Below are 17341 nucleotides of genomic sequence, written 5' to 3'. Positions count from 1 at the left end.
CGCCAGGAGCACGGCTCCGGCCGCGGCCCCGACCACGATGCGGCGGGCGGTGTCCACCGGCACGGACGTGCCCAGCGCCTGCAGCAGGTCCGCGATCCGCAGGTCCGCCAGGAGCCGGAGACGGCGGCGGGCCGGCGGGGCCGGCGGCCGCCGCCGCACCGACCCGCTCGTGGGGCTCGCGGTCGCGCTGGTCGTCACGAGAGCCTGCTGCGCGTCCCGGACCGCTCCCGGCGCAGCCCGAGCGCGTTGAACAGGAGCACGACCGTGCCCGCGAGGGCGACGACCACGCCCATGGTGCACAGCCAGCCGACGGGGAACCCGCTCAGCTGCTCGTCGAGGAAGGTCGCGTGGGCCGTCATGGCCAGGAACAGCAGCACGGCCGGTGCCACGGAGCGCGGGCGGGACAGCGGGGTCGCGGCGGCCACGAGCGGCAGGAGCACCCCGGCGACCGCCAGCCCGCCCACGAGGAGGGACCACAGCCCGACCGGGACGGTGCTGGTGCCCCGGCCCTCGAGGAGGATCGCGGTCAGGGCTGCGGCGCTCAGGACGGCCACGGTGACGAGGACCAGTCGGACGTGGTTCTGGGTGAGGGTCGGCACGGTGGGCACTCCTGGTGGTCGAGGATCTGATGAGCGGTGGGGGCGGGGCCGGCGGCGGGCTGGGGGGCGGCTGGAACGGTGGCCGGGTCACACCATGGCGACGAGCGCGGCGGTCGCGACGGCGACGACGAGCACGAGCACCTGGCGGCCGGCGCCGCAGGACCTCCACCGGCCGCGGTAGAGCAGCGCCGCGGCGAGGGCGAGGACCAGCACCGCGGCCGCCTCCACGGGTCCCTCCGCCATCCGCCCGGTGGCCAGGGCCCAGCCCTGGGACAGCACCGTGAGGCCGCCGACCACCAGCGTGTAGAGCCCGATCCGCTGCCCGCCGCCGAGCGGCAGGCCCTGCGGGAGGAGTCTGCTCTCGAGGAGCCCGGCGAACCAGAGGTACAGGGCGAGGACCACGGCGAAGACCAGGACGCCGACGAGCACGGCGACGTTGACCGAGAGCCCGATCAGGGACGGGTCGACCCCCTGCAGCTCGCCGGTCACGGCCGCCGCGGCCTGGTCCTGCATCTGGTCGGTGGTCGCCGGCAGCCGCAGCAGCAGCAGCCCGAGCCCCACCGCCCAGAGGACGGTCCGGACGGGCCGGGTGGTCGCCGGCAGCGGACGGGGGGCAGGGGTCCCGGCGCCGGGGTGGGCGGAGACGTGGAGGCTGGACATCGGGGTCCTTCCGGTAGCGGGGGGAACGGCGGCGCTCACCGCCGGGCGATGAGCGCCGCCTCGATCCCCGCGGCGGCGAGCAGGAGGGTTGCGGCGAGGGCGAGGACGCCGAGGGAGGCCGGCAGCGCCGTGAGGTAGCTGCGCACCAGGCCGTGCCGGCGGGCGGTGAGGGCGGCGGTGAGGGGGAGCAGGCCCGCGGCCGCGGCCACGAGGCAGCCGAGGAACTCGAGCCCCGCGTACCACCCGGCCGCACCGGCGAGCGCGGCGGCGCCGACGTTGAGCACGCCGATCTTCGCCGTGGCCCCCACGTAGACCGACAGCAGTGCCAGGGACGTGCCCGTGAGCAGGCCGCCGGTGAGCACGCCGCTGTAGAGCAGGGCGGCGGCGCCGAGGTTGCGGGCCAGGATGGCGCCGAAGGACCCGTCGTGGTCCTGACCGGCGCCGGCCGTGTCCTGCAGGGTCGCGGGGACGCGGGAGATGCTCTCGTAGCCCACCAGGAACCCCGCCACGAAGAGCGCCGTGGCGGCCGCCGCCGCCCACCCGAGGGCGCGGCGCGCTGCGCGGGCGTCGCGGGGAGCGGTGCGGAGGTCCGTGGGCACGGTCTTCATGGCGGGGGTCCAGGCAGCGTCAGCGGAGCGGGCGGCGGCTCAGGCGATGGCCAGGCTGCGGGCCTTCTTGGACAGGTACCAGCGGATGGTGCCGACGACCGCGCCGCCGATGCCGAAGCCGAACATCGCGGCCACGAGGGTCAGCGCCCAGCCGCCGGCCTCGACCGCGGCCACGATCTGGCTCGCGGACGCGGCGGAGATGCCGAGGGAGCCGGCGACCCAGGCGATGCCGACACCGCCGAGGACGAGGCCGAGGACGGCGATGGAGGCGGCGGCCGAGACGGGCAGGACCGTGCGGACGGAGGGGGTGCGGGGGGTGGTCATGAAGAGCTCCTGTGTTCCCGAGGTTTCTGTGGGGGGGGTGCATCATCCGGCGGGTTCCCCGGGTGATGGCTCAGAATCTACGAGAGCCGGGAGGCCGCGGCCATCGGCCGAAGGAATGGTTCCGGACCGTCCGGAGGATGCCGCCGGCCGGTCCGGAAGGACGTCACTGCAGCACCGGCAGCTGGAGCGGGTAGCGGTACACCTCGCCCTTGTTGGCCTTGAGCACGGCCAGGACGTGGCACACCACGAGCAGCACCGCGGCGAGGATCCACAGCACGATCGCCACGGGGATCAGGATCACGGTGAACAGGCACACCCACGCCACCACGTTGAGCAGTCACATGGACAGGTTGAAGTTGAACGACCCGGCGGAGGTGGCGCGCAGGAACGCGTTCTTGTCGCGGTGGACGAGCCAGACGACGAGGGGACCCACGAATCCGAGCCACCCGACGGAGACCAGCGCGCCGATCAGTCCGGACAGGTGGGTGAGGACCGCGATGGTGCGGTCGTCCCCCTGCGCCCGGTACTGCGGACGGGGTGCTGACGGTGGAAGGTAGGACATGGGGTTCTCCTGGTGGGCAGTGGCGGAACCGGTCGCGGCACCCGGTGCCGCGGACGCCGGACCGGCGCGGTGCAGCCAGCGTATCGGGGCCGGGCCCGCGCCCGGTATGGGGGAAGACCGCACATGACGGCGGCGGATCCCCGCCGTCACGCACGGCACCGACGACGGCGACGCGACGCGCGCAGGTCTACGATTCTCGGCAGACCGTTCCCGGCCCGCCCCCGCGGGCCTCTTCCCGAGGGAGGCCCGTGGCTCCGCAGCTGCGCCCCAACAAGTACGCCTACCGGGCCATCGTGCTCGCCGGCCTCGCCGCGGTGAAGCTCTTCCGCGTGCCCCTGCTGGCCTCGGGCGAGGAGCACCTGCCCACCGACCAGGTGGTGCGCGGCCTGCACCGGGAGGTCCGCCCCGGCCGGGGCGCCGTCGTGGCGGTGACCCACTTCGGCTACCTCGACTTCGTCTTCGCGCAGCTGGTGGTCTGGCGCCGGCTGCGGGCCCACTCCCGCTTCCTCATCACCCGCAAGCACACCGGCAGCGCCTTCGTCACGGCGGTGTGCCGGCTGTGCGACCACGTGGTGGTCGACCGCGCCGACGGCGCCCCGGCCTACGCCGAGGCCGTGGCCAAGCTGGCGCGCGGCGAGTTCCTCGCGGTGTTCCCGGAGGGCGGGGTCAGCCGCAGCTGGACCGTGCGCCCGCTGCGCACCGGCGCCGTGCGCATGGCCGCCGAGACCGGCGCCCCCGTCATCCCGGTGTCCGTGTGGGGCGGCCACCGGATGCTCACCCGCGGGCGCGGCAGGATCCGGCTGCGCGACGTGTGGCGCACGCCGGTGCGCGTGCACGTCGGCCCGGTGCTGCGGGTGGACCCCGACGAGGACGTCCGCGCCGCGAGCGCCCGGCTGCGCGCGGTGCTGCAGGAGGGGATCGACCGGTGCATCGACAGCTACCCCGTGACCCCGGAGCCGGGTGCGTGGTGGATGCCGGCGCACCGGGGCGGGAGCGCGATCACGGTCCAGGAGCAGATCGACGCCGACGCCCGGGAGCGGGAGGCCTACAAGCGCACCGGCTGAGCCCGGCCGGGGCACCGTCTCAGCGGAAGCCGGCGCGCAGCACCAGCTCGAGCTGGAACCGGCTCCTGGGGTCGTTGAGGCGGTCCCCGAAGACCTCCCGGAGCTGGTTAACCCGGTAGCCCACCGTCTGCTCGTGGATGTTCAGCTCGGCGGCCATCGCCGCGCGCTGCCCGTGGTGCTCGAGCCAGCACAGCAGGGTCGCGACCAGCCGCTCCCGCTGCCCGGCCTTGAGCTCGTCCAGCGGGGCCAGGCACTGCGCGGCGAGGTCCGCGACCACGCTGCGCTCGCTGTGCAGGACGAGCTCCATGAGGTGCTCCGAGACCCACAGCGGCCCGGCGTCGGCCGGTTCCTCCCGCTGCAGCAGATCCCGGGTCAGCACGGCCAGGCGCAGGGACTCGGGGGCCGCGTACCAGGGCCGGCCCGGGCCGATCACCGCGCCCCGGCCGGTGAGCGCGCGCTCCAGCTCCCGGCGGCCGGTCGGCGAGGAGGGCTCGGGGACCACCGCCACCACGTCGCCGGGGCGAGACGTGAGCAGCGCCCGCTCCCCGAGGCGCGAGCGCAGCCCCACCCGCCGGTCGGCGGCCAGCGTCACCACGACCACCCGGTCGGGCACCGGCCACCCCGCGGCGGCGGCGGCCGTGCGCACCGCGTCCTCCACCACGTGGCCGCGGACGAGCATGTCCGCGAGCGCGTCCAGCAGACGGTCCCGCTCCCCGGCACGCTCGGACTGCTCCATGGCATAGCCCTCGGCGCTGGCCGCGGAGAGCTCCTCGATGTAGGCGAACACGGACTCCGCGAGGCCGATCAGCACGGACGCCTCGAACCCCGCGTCCATGGCCACGCGGGAGAGCGAGCGCAGCGTGGTGCGCGCCCCGGAGCGGTAGGCCGCGAAGAGGGCGTCCATCGGCCGGCCCTCGCGCACCTCGCCGCGGCCGAGCCCCTCGTAGACCCGCCGGTCGTCCCCCATCAGCGCCGGCTGCTGGGTGCCGGGCAGCTGCAGGAACCGGGTCAGGGCCACCTCGACCCCGCGCCGGATGCTGTCGCCGAACAGGCCCTCCAGCGGCCGGGCGTAGACCGGGACGTCGAGCCGCACGGCGTCCAGCAGCTCCTCCGTCACCGCCGGCAGGTGCGGGACCAGGAGGGGGGTCAGCGCCGGCGGCAGGGAGGTCCACGGCAGCTCCCGGTCCGCCCGCCGCCCCGGCTGCGCGTGCTCCGTCGTGTGGTCCACCCGCTCCACGATCCCCCGCTTTCATTCCGACACCACAATTTCTCTGCTGAAAGAGTACGTGACGGGACGAGAACTGCCGTCGGATTTGGGGCACAGTTATTACGTGCCCCAACTGCGACTGTTCACCCGCCTGGCCTCGGCCTTCACCACGCCCCGCTCCCCCGAGGACTTCCTGCGGCTCATCGACCCCCTGGCCAGCGCCCGCCAGCTGCGCGGCCTGGTGACCGCCGTGGTGCCCGAGACCGCGGACTCGGTGACGATCCGCTTCCGCCCCGGCCGCGGCTGGAACGCGCACGAGGCCGGCCAGTGGGCCCGCATCGGCGTGGAGATCGACGGCGTGCGGCACTGGCGCTCCTACTCCCTCAGCACGGGCGCCGGCCAGGACCCGGCGATCACGGTGACGGCGATGGGCAAGGTCTCCACCGCCCTCGTCCGGGGGACCCGGCCCGGCGACGTGCTGTTCCTCGCCCCGCCCGAGGGCGACTTCGTCCTCCCCGAGAGCCCGCGCCCGCTGCTGATGCTCACCGCCGGCAGCGGCCTGACGCCGGTCATGTCCATGATCCGCACCCTCGTGCCCCGCCGCCCGGACGCCGACCTGGTGCTCGTGCACTCCTCGCGCTCCCCGGAGGAGTCCCTGTTCCGCGAGGAGCTGCTGGAGCTCACCGACCAGTTCCCCGGCTTCCGCCTGGTCCAGTGGTTCACCGGTGAGCGCGGCCGCCGCCTCGACCTCGCGGGCACCGCCGACCTCGACGCCGCGTGCCCCGACTGGCGCGACCGTGCCGCCTACGCGTGCGGCCCCGCCGACTTCCTCGACGCCGCCGAGGCGCTCTGGCAGCGGGAGGAGGGCGAGCTGCGGGTCGAGCGCTTCGCCGCCGTGGTCGCCCCCGGCTCCGGCGGGGAGGGCGGGCGCGTGACCTTCGAGAAGTCCGACAAGGAGGTCGAGGCCGACAGCGCCACGACCCTCCTGGCCGCCGGCGAGGACGCCGGTCTGATGATGCGCAGCGGCTGCCGCATGGGCATCTGCCACGCGTGCGTGACCCCGCTGCTCTCCGGGCAGGTCCGTGACACCCGCACCGGCGAGGTCCACGGCGAGCCCGGCCACCTCGTCCAGACCTGCGTGTCCACGGCCGCCGGTCCCGTCAGCCTCGACGCCTGACCCCGAAGCTTCCAGCACTCGTTCCCCGACCCCGTTCCGAAAGGACCGACACCATGACGATCGTCACCCCCTTCCTGCTCGACTCGGGCCGCCCCACCGAGTCGGCCAAGCCCTCCGCCGCCGCGCACCTCTCCGACGAGCAGGTCGAGGAGCTGGGCCGCGAGCTCGACGCCCTCCGGGAGTCCGTGATCGCCACCCGCGGGGCGAAGGACGCGGCCTACATCCGCCGCGTCATCGCCACGCAGCGCTCCCTCGAGCTGGCCGGGCGCGCCACGCTGCTGTTCGCCAAGCACAAGCCCGCCTGGTTCGCCGGCACCGGCATGCTGACCGTCGCCAAGATCCTGGAGAACATGGAGATCGGGCACAACGTGCTGCACGGGCAGTGGGACTGGATGCGCGATCCCGACATCCACTCCACCACCTGGGAGTGGGACTTCGTGACCCCGTCCCGGGCGTGGCAGCACACCCACAACGACCTGCACCACACCTGGACCAACGTGGTCGGCAAGGACCGGGACGTCGGGTACACCATCCTGCGCATGGACGAGGACCAGGAGTGGAAGCCCTGGAACCTCGGCAACCCGGTGTACAACGCGCTGCTCGCCCCGGTCTTCGAGTGGGGGATCGCCATCTACGACCTCGAGCTCGACGAGTACCGCGAGGGCCGCAAGCCGAAGTCGGAGCTCCGGCGCAGCCTGAAGGCCCTCGGGGCGAAGTTCCTGAAGCAGGCCGCGAAGGACTACGTGGCCACCCCCGCCGCCGCGGCCCTGGCCGGCTCCGGGAAGCAGGCCCTGACCGCGACCCTGACCGCCAACGCCGTCCGCAACGTCTGGGCGCACGCCGTGATCTTCTGCGGCCACTTCCCCGCCGGGGCGGACACGTTCACCGAGGAGCAGATCGAGGGCGAGACCCGCGGCGACTGGTACGTGCGGCAGATGATCGGCTCGGCCAACATCTCCGGGTCGAGGCTGATGCACCTCATGACCGGCAACCTGTCCTTCCAGATCGAGCACCACCTGTTCCCGGACCTGCCCTCGAACCGCTACGCCGAGGTCGCCGTCAAGGTGCGCGAGATCTGCGAGCGCTACGAGCTGCCCTACACCACCGGGCCCCTGCCGAAGCAGGTCGCCTCCGCGTGGGCGAAGGTGTTCCGCCTGGCCCTGCCCTGATCCGTCCCCGCACGACGACGGGCCGAACGGCCGCGATGCTCCGGCACGCGGCCGTTCCGCGTGCCGGGACCGGGCCGGGCTCCTGTCGGGCGGCGTTGGTAGGCTCGCGGGACCCGCACGAAAGGCAGGCCATGAGCTCTCCCCAGCGCGTCCTCATCACCGGTGCCACCGGTTACATCGGAGGGCGCCTGGCGCCCAGGATGCTGGAGGCCGGGCACACCGTGCGCGTCGCCGTCCGGTCCCCCGGCAAGCTGCGCGCCGTGCCGTGGCGGGACCGGGTGGAGGTCGCCGAGACGGACCTCAACGACCTCGACGGGATGACCGCCGCGTGCCAGGACGTGCACACCCTCTACTACCTGGTGCACTCCATGGGCGGCTCCCGGGAGTTCGAGGAGGAGGAGGCCGAGATGGCCCGGACCGTGGCCCGGGCCGCGGAGCGGGCCGGGGTGCGGCGCATCGTCTACCTCTCGGGGCTGCACCCCCAGGGCGTGGAGCTGTCCCAGCACATGCGCTCCCGGGTCCGGGTGGGCGAGATCCTGCTCGCGAGCTCGGTCCCGGCGGTGGTCTTCCAGGCCGGCGTGGTCATCGGCTCCGGCTCGGCGTCCTTCGAGATGATCCGCCACCTCGGCGACACCCTCCCGATCATGCCGGCGCCGTCCTGGGTGACCAACAGCATCGAGCCCATCGCCGTCCGTGACGTGCTGTACTACCTGATCCACGCCATGGACCTGCCGGAGGGCCTCAACCGCACCTTCGACATCGGCTCCCGCGACGTCATGACCTACGCGGACGCCATGCGCCGCTACGCCCGGGTGGCCGGGCTGCGCCGGCGGGTGGTCTTCCACTTCCCCCTCCCCGCGCCCCGGCTGTCCGGGTTCTGGGTGGGCATGGTCACCCCGATCCCCCTGGGCCTGGCGGTGCCGCTCGTGCAGTCGCTGCAGCACGACGCCGTGTCGGGCGAGCACGACATCGACGACCACATCCCGCCGCCCCCCGAGGGGCTGGCCGGCTACCGCCGCGCGGTGGCGCTCGCGCTGAAGAAGATCGAGGACAACTCCGTGGAGACCACGTGGGACGTCCACTACAGCTCCTCCGAGGCGGCCGCGGACCCGCTGCCCTCGGACCCGGACTGGGCGGGGCGCACCGTGTTCGTGGACGAGCGCAGCCGCACGGGCCCGGCGCGGCCCGAGCAGGTGTGGCGGGTCGTCGAGTCCATCGGCGGGCGCAACGGCTGGTACTCGCTGCCCCTGGCGTGGCAGGTCCGCGGCGTCATGGACAAGCTCGTGGGCGGGGCGGGCCTGAACCGCGGCCGCCGCGACGCCACGGACCTGCAGGTGGGCGAGTACGTGGACTGGTGGCGCGTCGAGGCCATGGAGGAGGGGCACAAGCTGCTCCTGCACGCCGAGATGCGCGCCCCGGGCCGGGCGTGGCTCGAGCTGTCCGTGGAGCCCGAGGGCGAGGGCAGCCGGTACACGCAGCGGGCCATCTTCTTCCCGCGGGGCCTGCCGGGCCGGCTCTACTGGTGGGGCGTGTGGCCCTTCCACGGCTTCATCTTCCCGTCCATGGCCCGCAACATCCTCGCCACCGCCGCCGCGCTGGACGACCCCGCCCCCGGCGCCCCGGGACAGTCGGACCAGGCAGACCAGGCCGACGGGGCCGCGGCGCGGATCAGTCCTGCCGGGGAGACACCGGCCCGCGGCTGAGCCCCTCGGGGCCCGCCACGGGCCGGGGACCGGGGCGGCCCCACTCGCTCCAGGAGCCGTCGTAGACCGCGACGTCCTCGCGGCCGGCGAGGTGGGCGCCGAGCGCCAGGACGCACGCCGTGAGGCCCGAGCCGCAGCTGGTGACGATCCGCCGCCCCTCGGGCGCGGCCGCCGCGATCCGCTCCCGCAGCTGCGGCAGCGGCAGCAGCCGCCCCTGCCCGTCCTGCAGGTCGGTGTAGGGCAGGCTGACCGCCCCCGGCATGTGCCCGGGGCGCAGACCCGGCCGCGGCTCGGGCTCGGTGCCCGCGAACCGGCCGGCGGAGCGGGCGTCCAGGACGGTGGCGTCCGGGTCGGCCAGGGCGCGGGCGACGTCCTCCGCCCCGACGAAGCCGCCCGGACGGGGCACGAGCTCCACGTCGCCGGGCTCGGCCGGCGGCGCGGCGTGCGCCCCCGTGGGCCGGCCCTCCGCGGTCCACGCCGGGAGGCCGCCGTCGAGGACGGCGACCCGGTCGAAGCCCGCGGTCCGGAGCAGCCACCAGACGCGGGCGGACGCGAAGACGCCCTTGGCGTCGTAGGCCACCACCGTGCTCGAGTGCGAGATGCCGAGCGCCCGGGCCGCCGCGCTCAGCTGCTCCGCCGGGGGCGCCGTGTGCGGCAGGTCCGAGGACGGGTCCGAGAAGGCCCCGTCCAGGTCCAGGAGCACCGCCCCGGGGAGGGCCTCCTCGGTCCGGTTGAGCGTGGAGCTCGCGTCCACGAGCACCAGCCGGGGGTCCTGGAGGTGCTCGGCCAGCCAGTGGGTGCTCACCACGGGCCCGGGGAGCTCGAGCGATGCGCTGATGTCGTCGTTCCGGGTGCCGGTGCTCATGCGTCCAGGCTAGTTCCGCCGGGGCAGTACCGTCCCGGCAGCCGCACGGGGCGGGGCCGCGGCGGGGTCCCGGTAGCCTGGGCAGGTGGCCGAATCGCTCCGACAACGTGTCCTCGGCGGCGTCCGCGGCCTGGCGCCCGGTTACTTCGCCCTCGTCATGGCCAGCGGCATCCTCTCGGTGGGCCTGCAGATGCAGGGCTTCGCCGCGCTGTCCACGGCCCTGCTCGCGGTGTGCGCGGGCAGCTGGGCGGCGCTGTGCCTGCTCACCGTCTGGCGGTTCGCCGTCTTCCGTCGAGAGTTCGTCGTGGAGTTCCTCGACCCTCGCCGCGCGTTCGGCTTCTTCACCTTCGTGGCCGGCACGAACGTGCTGGCGTCCCGGCTCTCGACGACGGGCTGGCACGGGGCCACGGCCGCGCTCCTAGGACTCGCGGGGGCGGTGTGGCTGGGCCTCGGCTACGTGGTCCCGTGGAGCGCGGTGCTCTCCCGGCGCACCCGCCCCGTGGTCAGCACCGCCAACGGGACCTGGTTCATCTGGGTGGTGGCCAGCCAGTCCGTGGCCGTGGCCGCCGCGGCCCTGGACCCGGTGGTGGGCAGCGACGCCTGGCGGCACGTGCTGTCCGTCGTCGCGGTCGCCTGCTGGTCCGTGGGGCTGTTCCTCTACGCCGCGGCGGGCGTGCTCGTGACGCTGCGCATGATGCTCTATCCGCTGCGGCCGGTCGACCTGACCCCGCCGTACTGGGTGGCGATGGGCGCGTGCGCCATCACCGTGCTGGCGGCCTCCCGGATCGTGGAGATGTCCGACACCCCGATGGTCGCTGTGGTCCGCGGGCTCGTGGCGGGTCTGGGCCTGGTCTTCTGGGCCTTCGCCACCTGGTTGATCCCGGCCCTGGTGGCGGCCGGGTGGTGGCGCCACCGCGTGCACCGGGTGCCGCTGCGCTACGAGTCCTCGCTGTGGAGTGTGGTCTTCCCGCTGGGGATGTACGCCGTGGCCAGCATCTATCTGGGCCGCGCGGACGACCTGCCGATCGTGGGTCTGGTCGGGGCCGTCTGGCTGTGGGTGGCCCTGAGCGCCTGGGCGATGGTGTTCACTGCCATGCTCGTGCACCTGGTCCGCCGGCTGCTCCTCGGCCGGGAGGATCCGGCTCCGGCCTGGCCGGAGCCGGACGCGGCTGTCAGGCCGGACCCAGGGGGCGGACCGGGCGCCGCCCGCTGACCCGGCGGAACCGGCGGCGCCGGCGGCGCAGCCGACCGGGCGGAAAGGACCGGTCAGGCGGCGAGCGCGCGCTCGAGGTCCTCCAACTGGTCCTCGACGTCCTCGATGCCCACCGAGAGCCGCACCAGGTCCACGGGCACGGCCAGCGCGGTGCCCTTCACGGAGGCGTGCGTCATCTCCGAGGGGTAGCAGATCAGGGACTCCACCCCGCCCAGGCTCACCGACAGCGAGTACAGCCGGGTGCCCTCCGCCACCGCCCGGGCCGCGGCCTCCCCGCCGGTCAGCCGGAAGGAGACCATGCCGCCGAACCCGCGCATCTGCGCGGCGGCGAGCGCGTGGCCGGGGTGCCCGGGCAGCCCGGGGTAGAGCACCTGCGCGACCTCGGGGCGCTCCAGGAGCCACTCGGCGATCCGCTGCGCGTTGTCCTGGTGGCGCTCCATCCGCAGGCTCAGGGTCTTGAGCCCGCGGGCGGCCAGGTAGCTGTCCTGGGGGCCCGCCACGGCGCCGGCGGCGAACTGCTGGAAGCCGACCGCCTCGGCGAGCGGGGCCCCGCGCCACTGGGCCGTGCCCACGACCACGGCGCCGCCGAGCACGTCGGAGTGCCCCCCGATGTACTTCGTGGTGGAGTGCACCACGGCGTGCGCGCCGAGCTCGAGGGGGGTCTGCAGGTACGGGGACGCGAAGGTGTTGTCGACGACGAGCAGCGCCCCGGCGTCCCGGGCCAGCTGCGCCCACGCCGCGACGTCGGCGATGCCGAGCAGCGGGTTGGACGGCGTCTCGAGCCACAGCACCTTCGTGGCGCCGGGGCGCACGGCCGCCCGGACGGCGTCGAGGTCCGTGATCTCCACGGGCGTGTGCCCGATGTCCCACGGGGCGAGGACCCGGGTGATCAGCCGGTTGGTGCCGCCGTAGCCGTCGGCGCCGAGCACGATGTGGTCGCCCGGGCGCAGCACGGCGCGCAGCAGGGCGTCCTCTGCCGCGATCCCCGAGGCGAACGCGAACCCCCGCTCGCCGCGCTCCAGGGCCGCGAGCTGCTCCTCGAAGCCGCTGCGGGTGGGGTTGGAGCCGCGGCTGTACTCGTGCCCGGCGCGCAGCACGTTGATCCCGTCCTGGGCGAACGTGGAGGTCTGGTAGATCGGCGGGATGACCGCCCCGGTCAGCGGGTCGGGCTCCTGGCCGGCGTGGACGGCGGTGGTCGTGAAGCCCCGGTGGCGGGTGCGGGTCTCGGTGGGGGACGTCATGGCGGGGCTCACTTCCGGGTGGTCTGGACGGCGGTGACGACGGTGTCGAGGGCCTGGCCGAGGTCGGCCACGAGGTCCTGGGGGGACTCGAGGCCGATCGAGAGCCGGATCGTGGTCTCGGCGATCCCGCCGGCCCGGCGCTGCTCGGGGGTCAGGCGGCAGTGGGTCATGGCCGCCGGGTGGGCCACGAGGCTGCGGGTGTCCCCGATGTTGGCGACCAGCTTGAACAGCCGGAGCGCGTCGATGAACGGGCCCACGGCGCCGTCCGGGGCGGCGAGGTCGAAGGAGAACACGGAGCCGGTCCCGCGCGGGAAGTCCCGGGCCGCGATCCCGGCGCCGGGGTCCCCGGGCACGCCGGGGTGGTGGACGCGGGCGACGGCGGGGTGCCCGGCCAGGAACTCGGCCACCGCCAGCGCCGAGGCCGTGTGGCGGGCCAAGCGCAGGTCGAGGGTCTCGGTGCCCTGCAGGATCTGGCTGGCGTTGAACGGGGAGAGCGTGGTGCCGAGGTCGTGCACGTACTTCGCCCGGACCAGGTGCAGGTAGGGGCTGGCGGCGGCGCACTTGTCGACGAGGCTGAGTCCGCCCCAGCGGGCGCGGGCCTGGGTGAACTGCGGCCACTTGTCCGGCCGGGCGGACCAGTCGAAGGTCCCGCCGTCCACGACCGCCCCGGCGAGCGCGTTGCCGTGCCCGCCCAGGAACTTGGTGGCCGAGTGCACCACGATGTCCGCGCCCTTCTCCAGCGGCCGGTACAGGGCCGGGGACGCGAGGGTGTTGTCGACGACGACGGGCACGCCGGCGGTCCGGGCGACGTCGGCGATCCCGGGCAGGTCCGGGAGGGTGGCCAGCGGGTTGCCGATGGACTCGAGCAGGAACGCGCGGGTGTCGGGGCGCACGGCCGCGGCCCACGCCCCCGGGGCGGTGGGGTCCACGAAGGAGACCTCGATGCCGTAGTCCGCGAAGGAGTCGGTGAGCAGGTCCACCGTGCCCCCGTAGAGCTTCTCGGAGGCCACGAGGTGCTTCCCGGCGCCCTGGCCGAGCAGGGCCAGCAGCGCCACGGCCACGGCGGACTGGCCCGAGCCGGTCGCCACGGCACCCGCGCCGCCCTCGAGGTCGCTGATCCGCTGCTCGAGCACGGCCACCGTGGGGTTGCCGGTGCGCGTGTAGGTGAAGCCTGCCCGAGTCTGGGCGAACATCTGCCGGGCCGCCTCGTAGTCCGGGAACTCGAAGGCCGCGGTCTGGTAGATCGGCACCGTCAGGGTGCGCTGGACGACCTGGTCGTGGGTGCCGGCGTGGATCTGCCGGGTCGCGAGGTCGTGGTCGGTCACGGGGATGGACATGGCGCTGCTCCTGTGCCTTGCTCTTACCCGCACCGGTCATCCGCGCGGGCCCGGTGGGCACGCCGCGGAAGATGCAGGCCGCTTCCTCATCCGAACCACCCAATGAGCATGGGGTTGGTGCGTGACCAAGTCGGAGCTTGGCGATCACGTCTCGTGAAGCTGGAACAACACTATGCGCAGAGGTAGTGGGTGTCCCTCCGCGTCGGAAGATGACGACCGTGACGGTTCGTGACGCCGGCCGTGCGCGCCGGGCCCGGCGCGGGGCCGGCACGTCAGGCCCGGGTGTCGATGTCCTCGAAGATCAGGAACGTCTGGGTGTCCACCACGCCGGGCAGCTGCTGGACGTGCTCGAAGATCACCTGCCGCAGGTGCACGGTGTCCACGGCCCGCACGAGGAGCATGACGTCGAAGTTCCCGCCCACCAGGGCGATGTGGTGCACGGCGGGGATCGCCTGGAGCTGGGCGCACAGCTCCCGCCAGGTGTTCTGCTGGAGCTTGAGCGTCACGTACGCGGAGGCCTGCAGGCCCGCCCGGACCGGGTCGATCACGGTGCTGAAGCGCAGGATCACCCCCTCGTCCCGGAGCCGGTTGATCCGGGCGTAGGCGTGGGCGCGGGAGACGTGCACGGCCGCGGCGATCGCCGTCACGGACTGCCTCGCGTCCCGGGACAGCTCCGCGAGGATCTTCCGGTCGGTCTCGTCCAGCGGCACGGGGGTCGAGGGCACGGCGGGCTCCTTCGGGGCGGGTAGGGCGCGGGGCCCGGAACGTGACGGACGAATGCGTGTGCTCCACGCCACACTAGAACATTTCGTCCACGCGCGGTGCACTGTCCGTCTCAGACTTCTGCATTTTCCCCGCTCTGTGGATACGAACCATGCCCGGTTCCCATACTGGGGAGACAGAGCCGCACCACCTTCCTGCCCTCCCCGGACCGCGGCCGCACCGGGGACCGACCGAGGGGACACCATGAGCCAGACCGTCGAGACCCCCGAGGACCCGATCCTCCGGGCCTCCCAGAGCTTCGGCATCACACCGGAGCAGTACATGCTCCCGGCCCGCGGCGAGATCCGCATGGTCGACCCGAGCGGGCGGCTGCTCGCCCCCGAGGAGCAGGGCACCGGCCCCGGCCACGAGTACCCGCTGCCGGCCCCGGACGTCCTGCTGGGCGCCTACGAGAAGCTGGTGGTCGGGCGGCGGGTCAACGACCAGAACTCCGCGCTGGTCCGCCAGGGCCGGATGGCCGTCTACCCGTCCAGCCACGGCCAGGAGGCCTGCCAGGTGGCGGCCGCCCTGTGCCTCGAGGAGGGCGACTGGCTGTTCCCCACCTACCGGGACACCGTGGCGGTCATGACCAAGGGCGTGGACCCGATGCAGGTCATGGCGATCTTCCGCGGCGAGTGGCACAGCGGCTACGACCCGCACGAGCACCACGTGGGCATCCAGTCGACCCCGCTCACCACCCAGCTGCTGCACGCGGTGGGCGTGGCCCACGCCGCCAAGCTGCGCGGCGAGGACACCGTGGTCCTGGCGATGTGCGGGGACGGCGCCACCAGCGAGGGCGACTTCCACGAGGCCCTGAACTTCGCGGCCGTGTTCAAGCTGCCGGTCGTGTTCTTCGTGCAGAACAACGGCTACGCGATCTCCGTGCCCCTGTCCCAGCAGTCCGCGGCCCCGAGCCTCGCCCACAAGGCGGTCGGCTACGGCATGGCCGGCGAGCGCGTGGACGGCAACGACCTCGTGGCGCTGCTCGCCACCCTGCGGCGCGCCGTGGACCTGGCCCGCTCCGAGTCCGAGCCCCTCCTCGTGGAGGCGCACACCTACCGCATGCAGGCGCACACCAACGCCGACGACGCCACCCGCTACCGGGACGACGCCGAGGTGCAGGAGTGGATCGCCAAGGACCCGGTGACCCGGATGCGCGCCTACCTCGGCGCCGAGGGCGTGCTCGACGACGCGGCGGAGCAGCGCATCGCCGCCGCCGCCGAGGACGTCGCCACGGCCCTGCGCGACGGCATGAACGCCGACGTGGAGATCGACCCGCTCGAGCTGTTCCGCCACGTCTACACCGAGCAGACCCCGCAGCTCGCCGAGCAGGAGCAGTTCCTGGCCGCCGAGCTCGCCCGAGAGGAGACCGGACAGTGAGCACCCTGCACGCCCCCGCCCCGGCCGGCGAGGCCCCGGCGGTCAAGCCCGCCACCTTCGCCCAGGCGCTCAACACCGCCCTGGCCGACGCGCTGGCCGCCGACCCCGCCGTCGTCGTCTTCGGCGAGGACGTCGGCACCCTCGGCGGCGTCTTCCGCATCACCGACGGGCTGACGAAGCGCTTCGGCCGCACCCGGTGCTTCGACACCCCGCTGGCCGAGTCCGGGATCGCCGGCATGGCCGTGGGCATGGCGATGAACCGGATGCGCCCCGTCATCGAGATGCAGTTCGACGCCTTCGCCTACCCGGCCTTCGAGCAGGTCGCCTCGCACATCGCGAAGATGCACAACCGCACCCGCGGCACCGTGCGCCTGCCGATCGTCATCCGCATCCCCTACGCCGGCGGCATCGGCGGCGTGGAGCACCACTGCGACTCCTCCGAGGCCTACTACGCCCACACCCCGGGCCTGAAGGTGTTCACCCCCGCCACGGTCGAGGACGCCTACCTCATGCTGCGCGAGGCGATCGACTCGGACGACCCCGTCGTGTTCTTCGAGCCCAAGAAGCTCTACTGGTCCAAGGCCCCCGTGGACCTGGCCGAACTGAGGGACCGCTACGAGAACGGGGCGCCCGAGCGCCGGGAGGGCCGCGCCGTCGTCGCCCGCGCCGGCGAGGACGCCACGCTGCTGGCCTACGGGCCGTCCGTGCCGACCGCCGTGGCGGCCGCCGCGGCCGCCGCCGCCGAGGGTCGCTCGCTCGAGGTCGTGGACCTGCGCAGCATCGTCCCGTTCGACGACGAGACGGTCGCCGCGTCGGTGCGGAAGACCGGGCGCGTGGTGGTCGTGGCCGAGGCGCCGGGCTTCGCGTCCGTGGCCGCCGAGATCGTGGCCCGCGTCCAGGAGCGCTGCTTCCACTCCCTGGCCGCGCCCGTGCGCCGCGTGACCGGGTTCGACATCCCGTACCCGGCGCCCAAGCTCGAGGAGCACTACCTGCCCAGCGTCGACCGCATCCTCGACGCCGTGGACGACCTGCAGTGGGAGGACTGACCATGACCGTGAAGACGTTCACCCTGCCGGATCTCGGCGAGGGACTGACCGAGGCCGAGCTCGTGAGCTGGCTCGTCCAGGTGGGCGACACCGTCGCCGTGGACCAGCCGATCGCCGAGGTGGAGACCGCCAAGTCCGCCGTGGAGGTGCCCTGCCCCTTCGCCGGGACCGTGCACCAGCTGCACGGCACCTCGGGGCAGACCCTCGACGTCGGCGCGCCGCTGATCTCCGTCGACACCGCGGACCGGGCCGGGACGCCCGCCCCGCAGGGCGGCGGCCCGAAGGGCGGGCAGTCCTACCGGGAGGAGGAGCGCGCCGGGGCGGACCCCGCGGCGGCCGCCGCGGCCTCCGACGACGACGCCGGATCGGGCAGCGTGCTCATCGGCTACGGCACGCCCGCCGGCGGCACGGCCGGACGCCGGCG

General features: G+C 74.1%; 18 protein-coding genes, 1 pseudogene and 1 riboswitch. Of the genes and pseudogenes, 8 read left to right on the top strand and 11 right to left on the bottom strand.

The window, feature by feature from the left end:
* The 6 genes and pseudogenes from CRM73_RS13670 to CRM73_RS13645 form a co-directional block, all read right to left on the bottom strand.
* Positions 1-198 (bottom strand): hypothetical protein (locus CRM73_RS13670; RefSeq protein WP_229588115.1); only part of this gene is annotated, 198 nt, incomplete at its 3' end.
* The gene (locus CRM73_RS13665; RefSeq protein WP_035923187.1) at positions 195-599 is read right to left on the bottom strand and encodes a hypothetical protein; all 405 of its coding nucleotides are present in this window, start codon (positions 597-599) and stop codon (positions 195-197) included. The genes CRM73_RS13670 and CRM73_RS13665, both read right to left, overlap by 4 nt.
* A gap of 87 nt (positions 600-686) precedes the next feature.
* Positions 687-1259 (bottom strand): hypothetical protein, encoded by a 573-nt coding sequence (locus CRM73_RS13660; RefSeq protein ID WP_229588113.1) that lies wholly within the window; start codon positions 1257-1259, stop codon positions 687-689.
* 35 nt (positions 1260-1294) lie between these two features.
* On the bottom strand, positions 1295-1867 hold the full coding sequence (locus CRM73_RS13655; RefSeq protein ID WP_229588111.1) for a hypothetical protein: 573 nt from the start codon (positions 1865-1867) through the stop codon (positions 1295-1297).
* Positions 1868-1906: 39 nt separating this feature from the next.
* On the bottom strand, positions 1907-2191 hold the full coding sequence (locus CRM73_RS13650; protein WP_052132646.1) for a hypothetical protein: 285 nt from the start codon (positions 2189-2191) through the stop codon (positions 1907-1909).
* Between the two features lie 163 nt (positions 2192-2354).
* A pseudogene (locus tag CRM73_RS13645) lies at positions 2355-2753 on the bottom strand (DUF4870 domain-containing protein).
* Between the two features lie 248 nt (positions 2754-3001).
* Between CRM73_RS13645 and CRM73_RS13640 the strand changes: the two are divergent.
* Positions 3002-3817, top strand: a complete 816-nt coding sequence (locus CRM73_RS13640; protein WP_035923195.1) for a 1-acyl-sn-glycerol-3-phosphate acyltransferase — start codon at positions 3002-3004, stop codon at positions 3815-3817.
* Positions 3818-3836: 19 nt separating this feature from the next.
* Here CRM73_RS13640 and CRM73_RS13635 read toward each other — a convergent pair whose 3' ends face one another.
* Positions 3837-5045, bottom strand: coding sequence for a CdaR family transcriptional regulator (locus CRM73_RS13635; RefSeq protein ID WP_229588109.1), 1209 nt, complete (start codon positions 5043-5045; stop codon positions 3837-3839).
* A gap of 103 nt (positions 5046-5148) precedes the next feature.
* Between CRM73_RS13635 and CRM73_RS13630 the strand changes: the two genes are divergently transcribed.
* From CRM73_RS13630 to CRM73_RS13620, 3 genes are all read left to right on the top strand, one after another.
* Positions 5149-6201 (top strand): ferredoxin reductase, encoded by a 1053-nt coding sequence (locus CRM73_RS13630; RefSeq protein WP_229588106.1) that lies wholly within the window; start codon positions 5149-5151, stop codon positions 6199-6201.
* Positions 6202-6254: 53 nt separating this feature from the next.
* Positions 6255-7370, top strand: coding sequence for an acyl-CoA desaturase (locus CRM73_RS13625; RefSeq protein ID WP_017834847.1), 1116 nt, complete (start codon positions 6255-6257; stop codon positions 7368-7370).
* Positions 7371-7501: 131 nt separating this feature from the next.
* A complete protein-coding gene (locus CRM73_RS13620) occupies positions 7502-9073 on the top strand; it encodes an SDR family oxidoreductase (RefSeq protein WP_229588104.1) in 1572 nt (523 codons plus the stop codon).
* Here CRM73_RS13620 and CRM73_RS13615 read toward each other — a convergent pair.
* Complete coding sequence (locus CRM73_RS13615; RefSeq protein WP_229588102.1) at positions 9039-9938, bottom strand: sulfurtransferase; 900 nt, start codon at positions 9936-9938, stop codon at positions 9039-9041. The genes CRM73_RS13620 and CRM73_RS13615 overlap by 35 nt on opposite strands.
* Before the next feature lie 85 nt (positions 9939-10023).
* On the opposite strand from CRM73_RS13615, the gene CRM73_RS13610 reads away from it, so the two are divergent.
* A complete protein-coding gene (locus tag CRM73_RS13610) occupies positions 10024-11151 on the top strand; it encodes a tellurite resistance/C4-dicarboxylate transporter family protein (RefSeq protein ID WP_229588100.1) in 1128 nt (375 codons plus the stop codon).
* Between the two features lie 53 nt (positions 11152-11204).
* Here the strand turns inward: CRM73_RS13610 and CRM73_RS13605 are convergent, their stop codons facing one another.
* From CRM73_RS13605 to CRM73_RS13595, 3 genes are all read right to left on the bottom strand, one after another.
* Positions 11205-12392, bottom strand: coding sequence for a cystathionine gamma-synthase (locus tag CRM73_RS13605; protein WP_229588098.1), 1188 nt, complete (start codon positions 12390-12392; stop codon positions 11205-11207).
* Positions 12393-12400: 8 nt separating this feature from the next.
* Entirely contained in the window at positions 12401-13729 is a 1329-nt protein-coding gene (locus CRM73_RS13600; RefSeq protein ID WP_229588095.1) for an aminotransferase class I/II-fold pyridoxal phosphate-dependent enzyme, read from the bottom strand.
* A 37-nt stretch (positions 13730-13766) separates the two neighbouring features.
* Positions 13767-13888, bottom strand: a riboswitch (SAM riboswitch).
* Positions 13889-14001: 113 nt separating this feature from the next.
* Positions 14002-14454 (bottom strand): Lrp/AsnC family transcriptional regulator, encoded by a 453-nt coding sequence (locus CRM73_RS13595; RefSeq protein WP_017834841.1) that lies wholly within the window; start codon positions 14452-14454, stop codon positions 14002-14004.
* A 241-nt stretch (positions 14455-14695) separates the two neighbouring features.
* On the opposite strand from CRM73_RS13595, the gene CRM73_RS13590 reads away from it, so the two are divergent.
* From CRM73_RS13590 to CRM73_RS13580, 3 genes are all read left to right on the top strand, one after another.
* Positions 14696-15871 carry a thiamine pyrophosphate-dependent enzyme gene (locus CRM73_RS13590; protein ID WP_017834840.1) on the top strand — a complete coding sequence of 392 codons (1176 nt, stop codon included), beginning with the start codon at positions 14696-14698 and terminating at the stop codon, positions 15869-15871.
* Positions 15868-16917 (top strand): transketolase C-terminal domain-containing protein, encoded by a 1050-nt coding sequence (locus CRM73_RS13585; protein ID WP_229588093.1) that lies wholly within the window; start codon positions 15868-15870, stop codon positions 16915-16917. Before CRM73_RS13590 ends, CRM73_RS13585 begins: the two co-directional genes overlap by 4 nt.
* Before the next feature lie 2 nt (positions 16918-16919).
* On the top strand, positions 16920-17341 hold a 422-nt coding region (locus tag CRM73_RS13580; RefSeq protein WP_305067804.1), incomplete at its 3' end, for a biotin/lipoyl-containing protein.

This window comes from Kocuria sp. CCUG 69068, assembly GCF_020833785.1.
GTDB classification, from domain to species: domain Bacteria; phylum Actinomycetota; class Actinomycetes; order Actinomycetales; family Micrococcaceae; genus Kocuria; species Kocuria rosea.
Note: the sequence above shows the minus strand (reverse complement) of the source record. Positions and strands in the feature narration are given on the sequence as shown.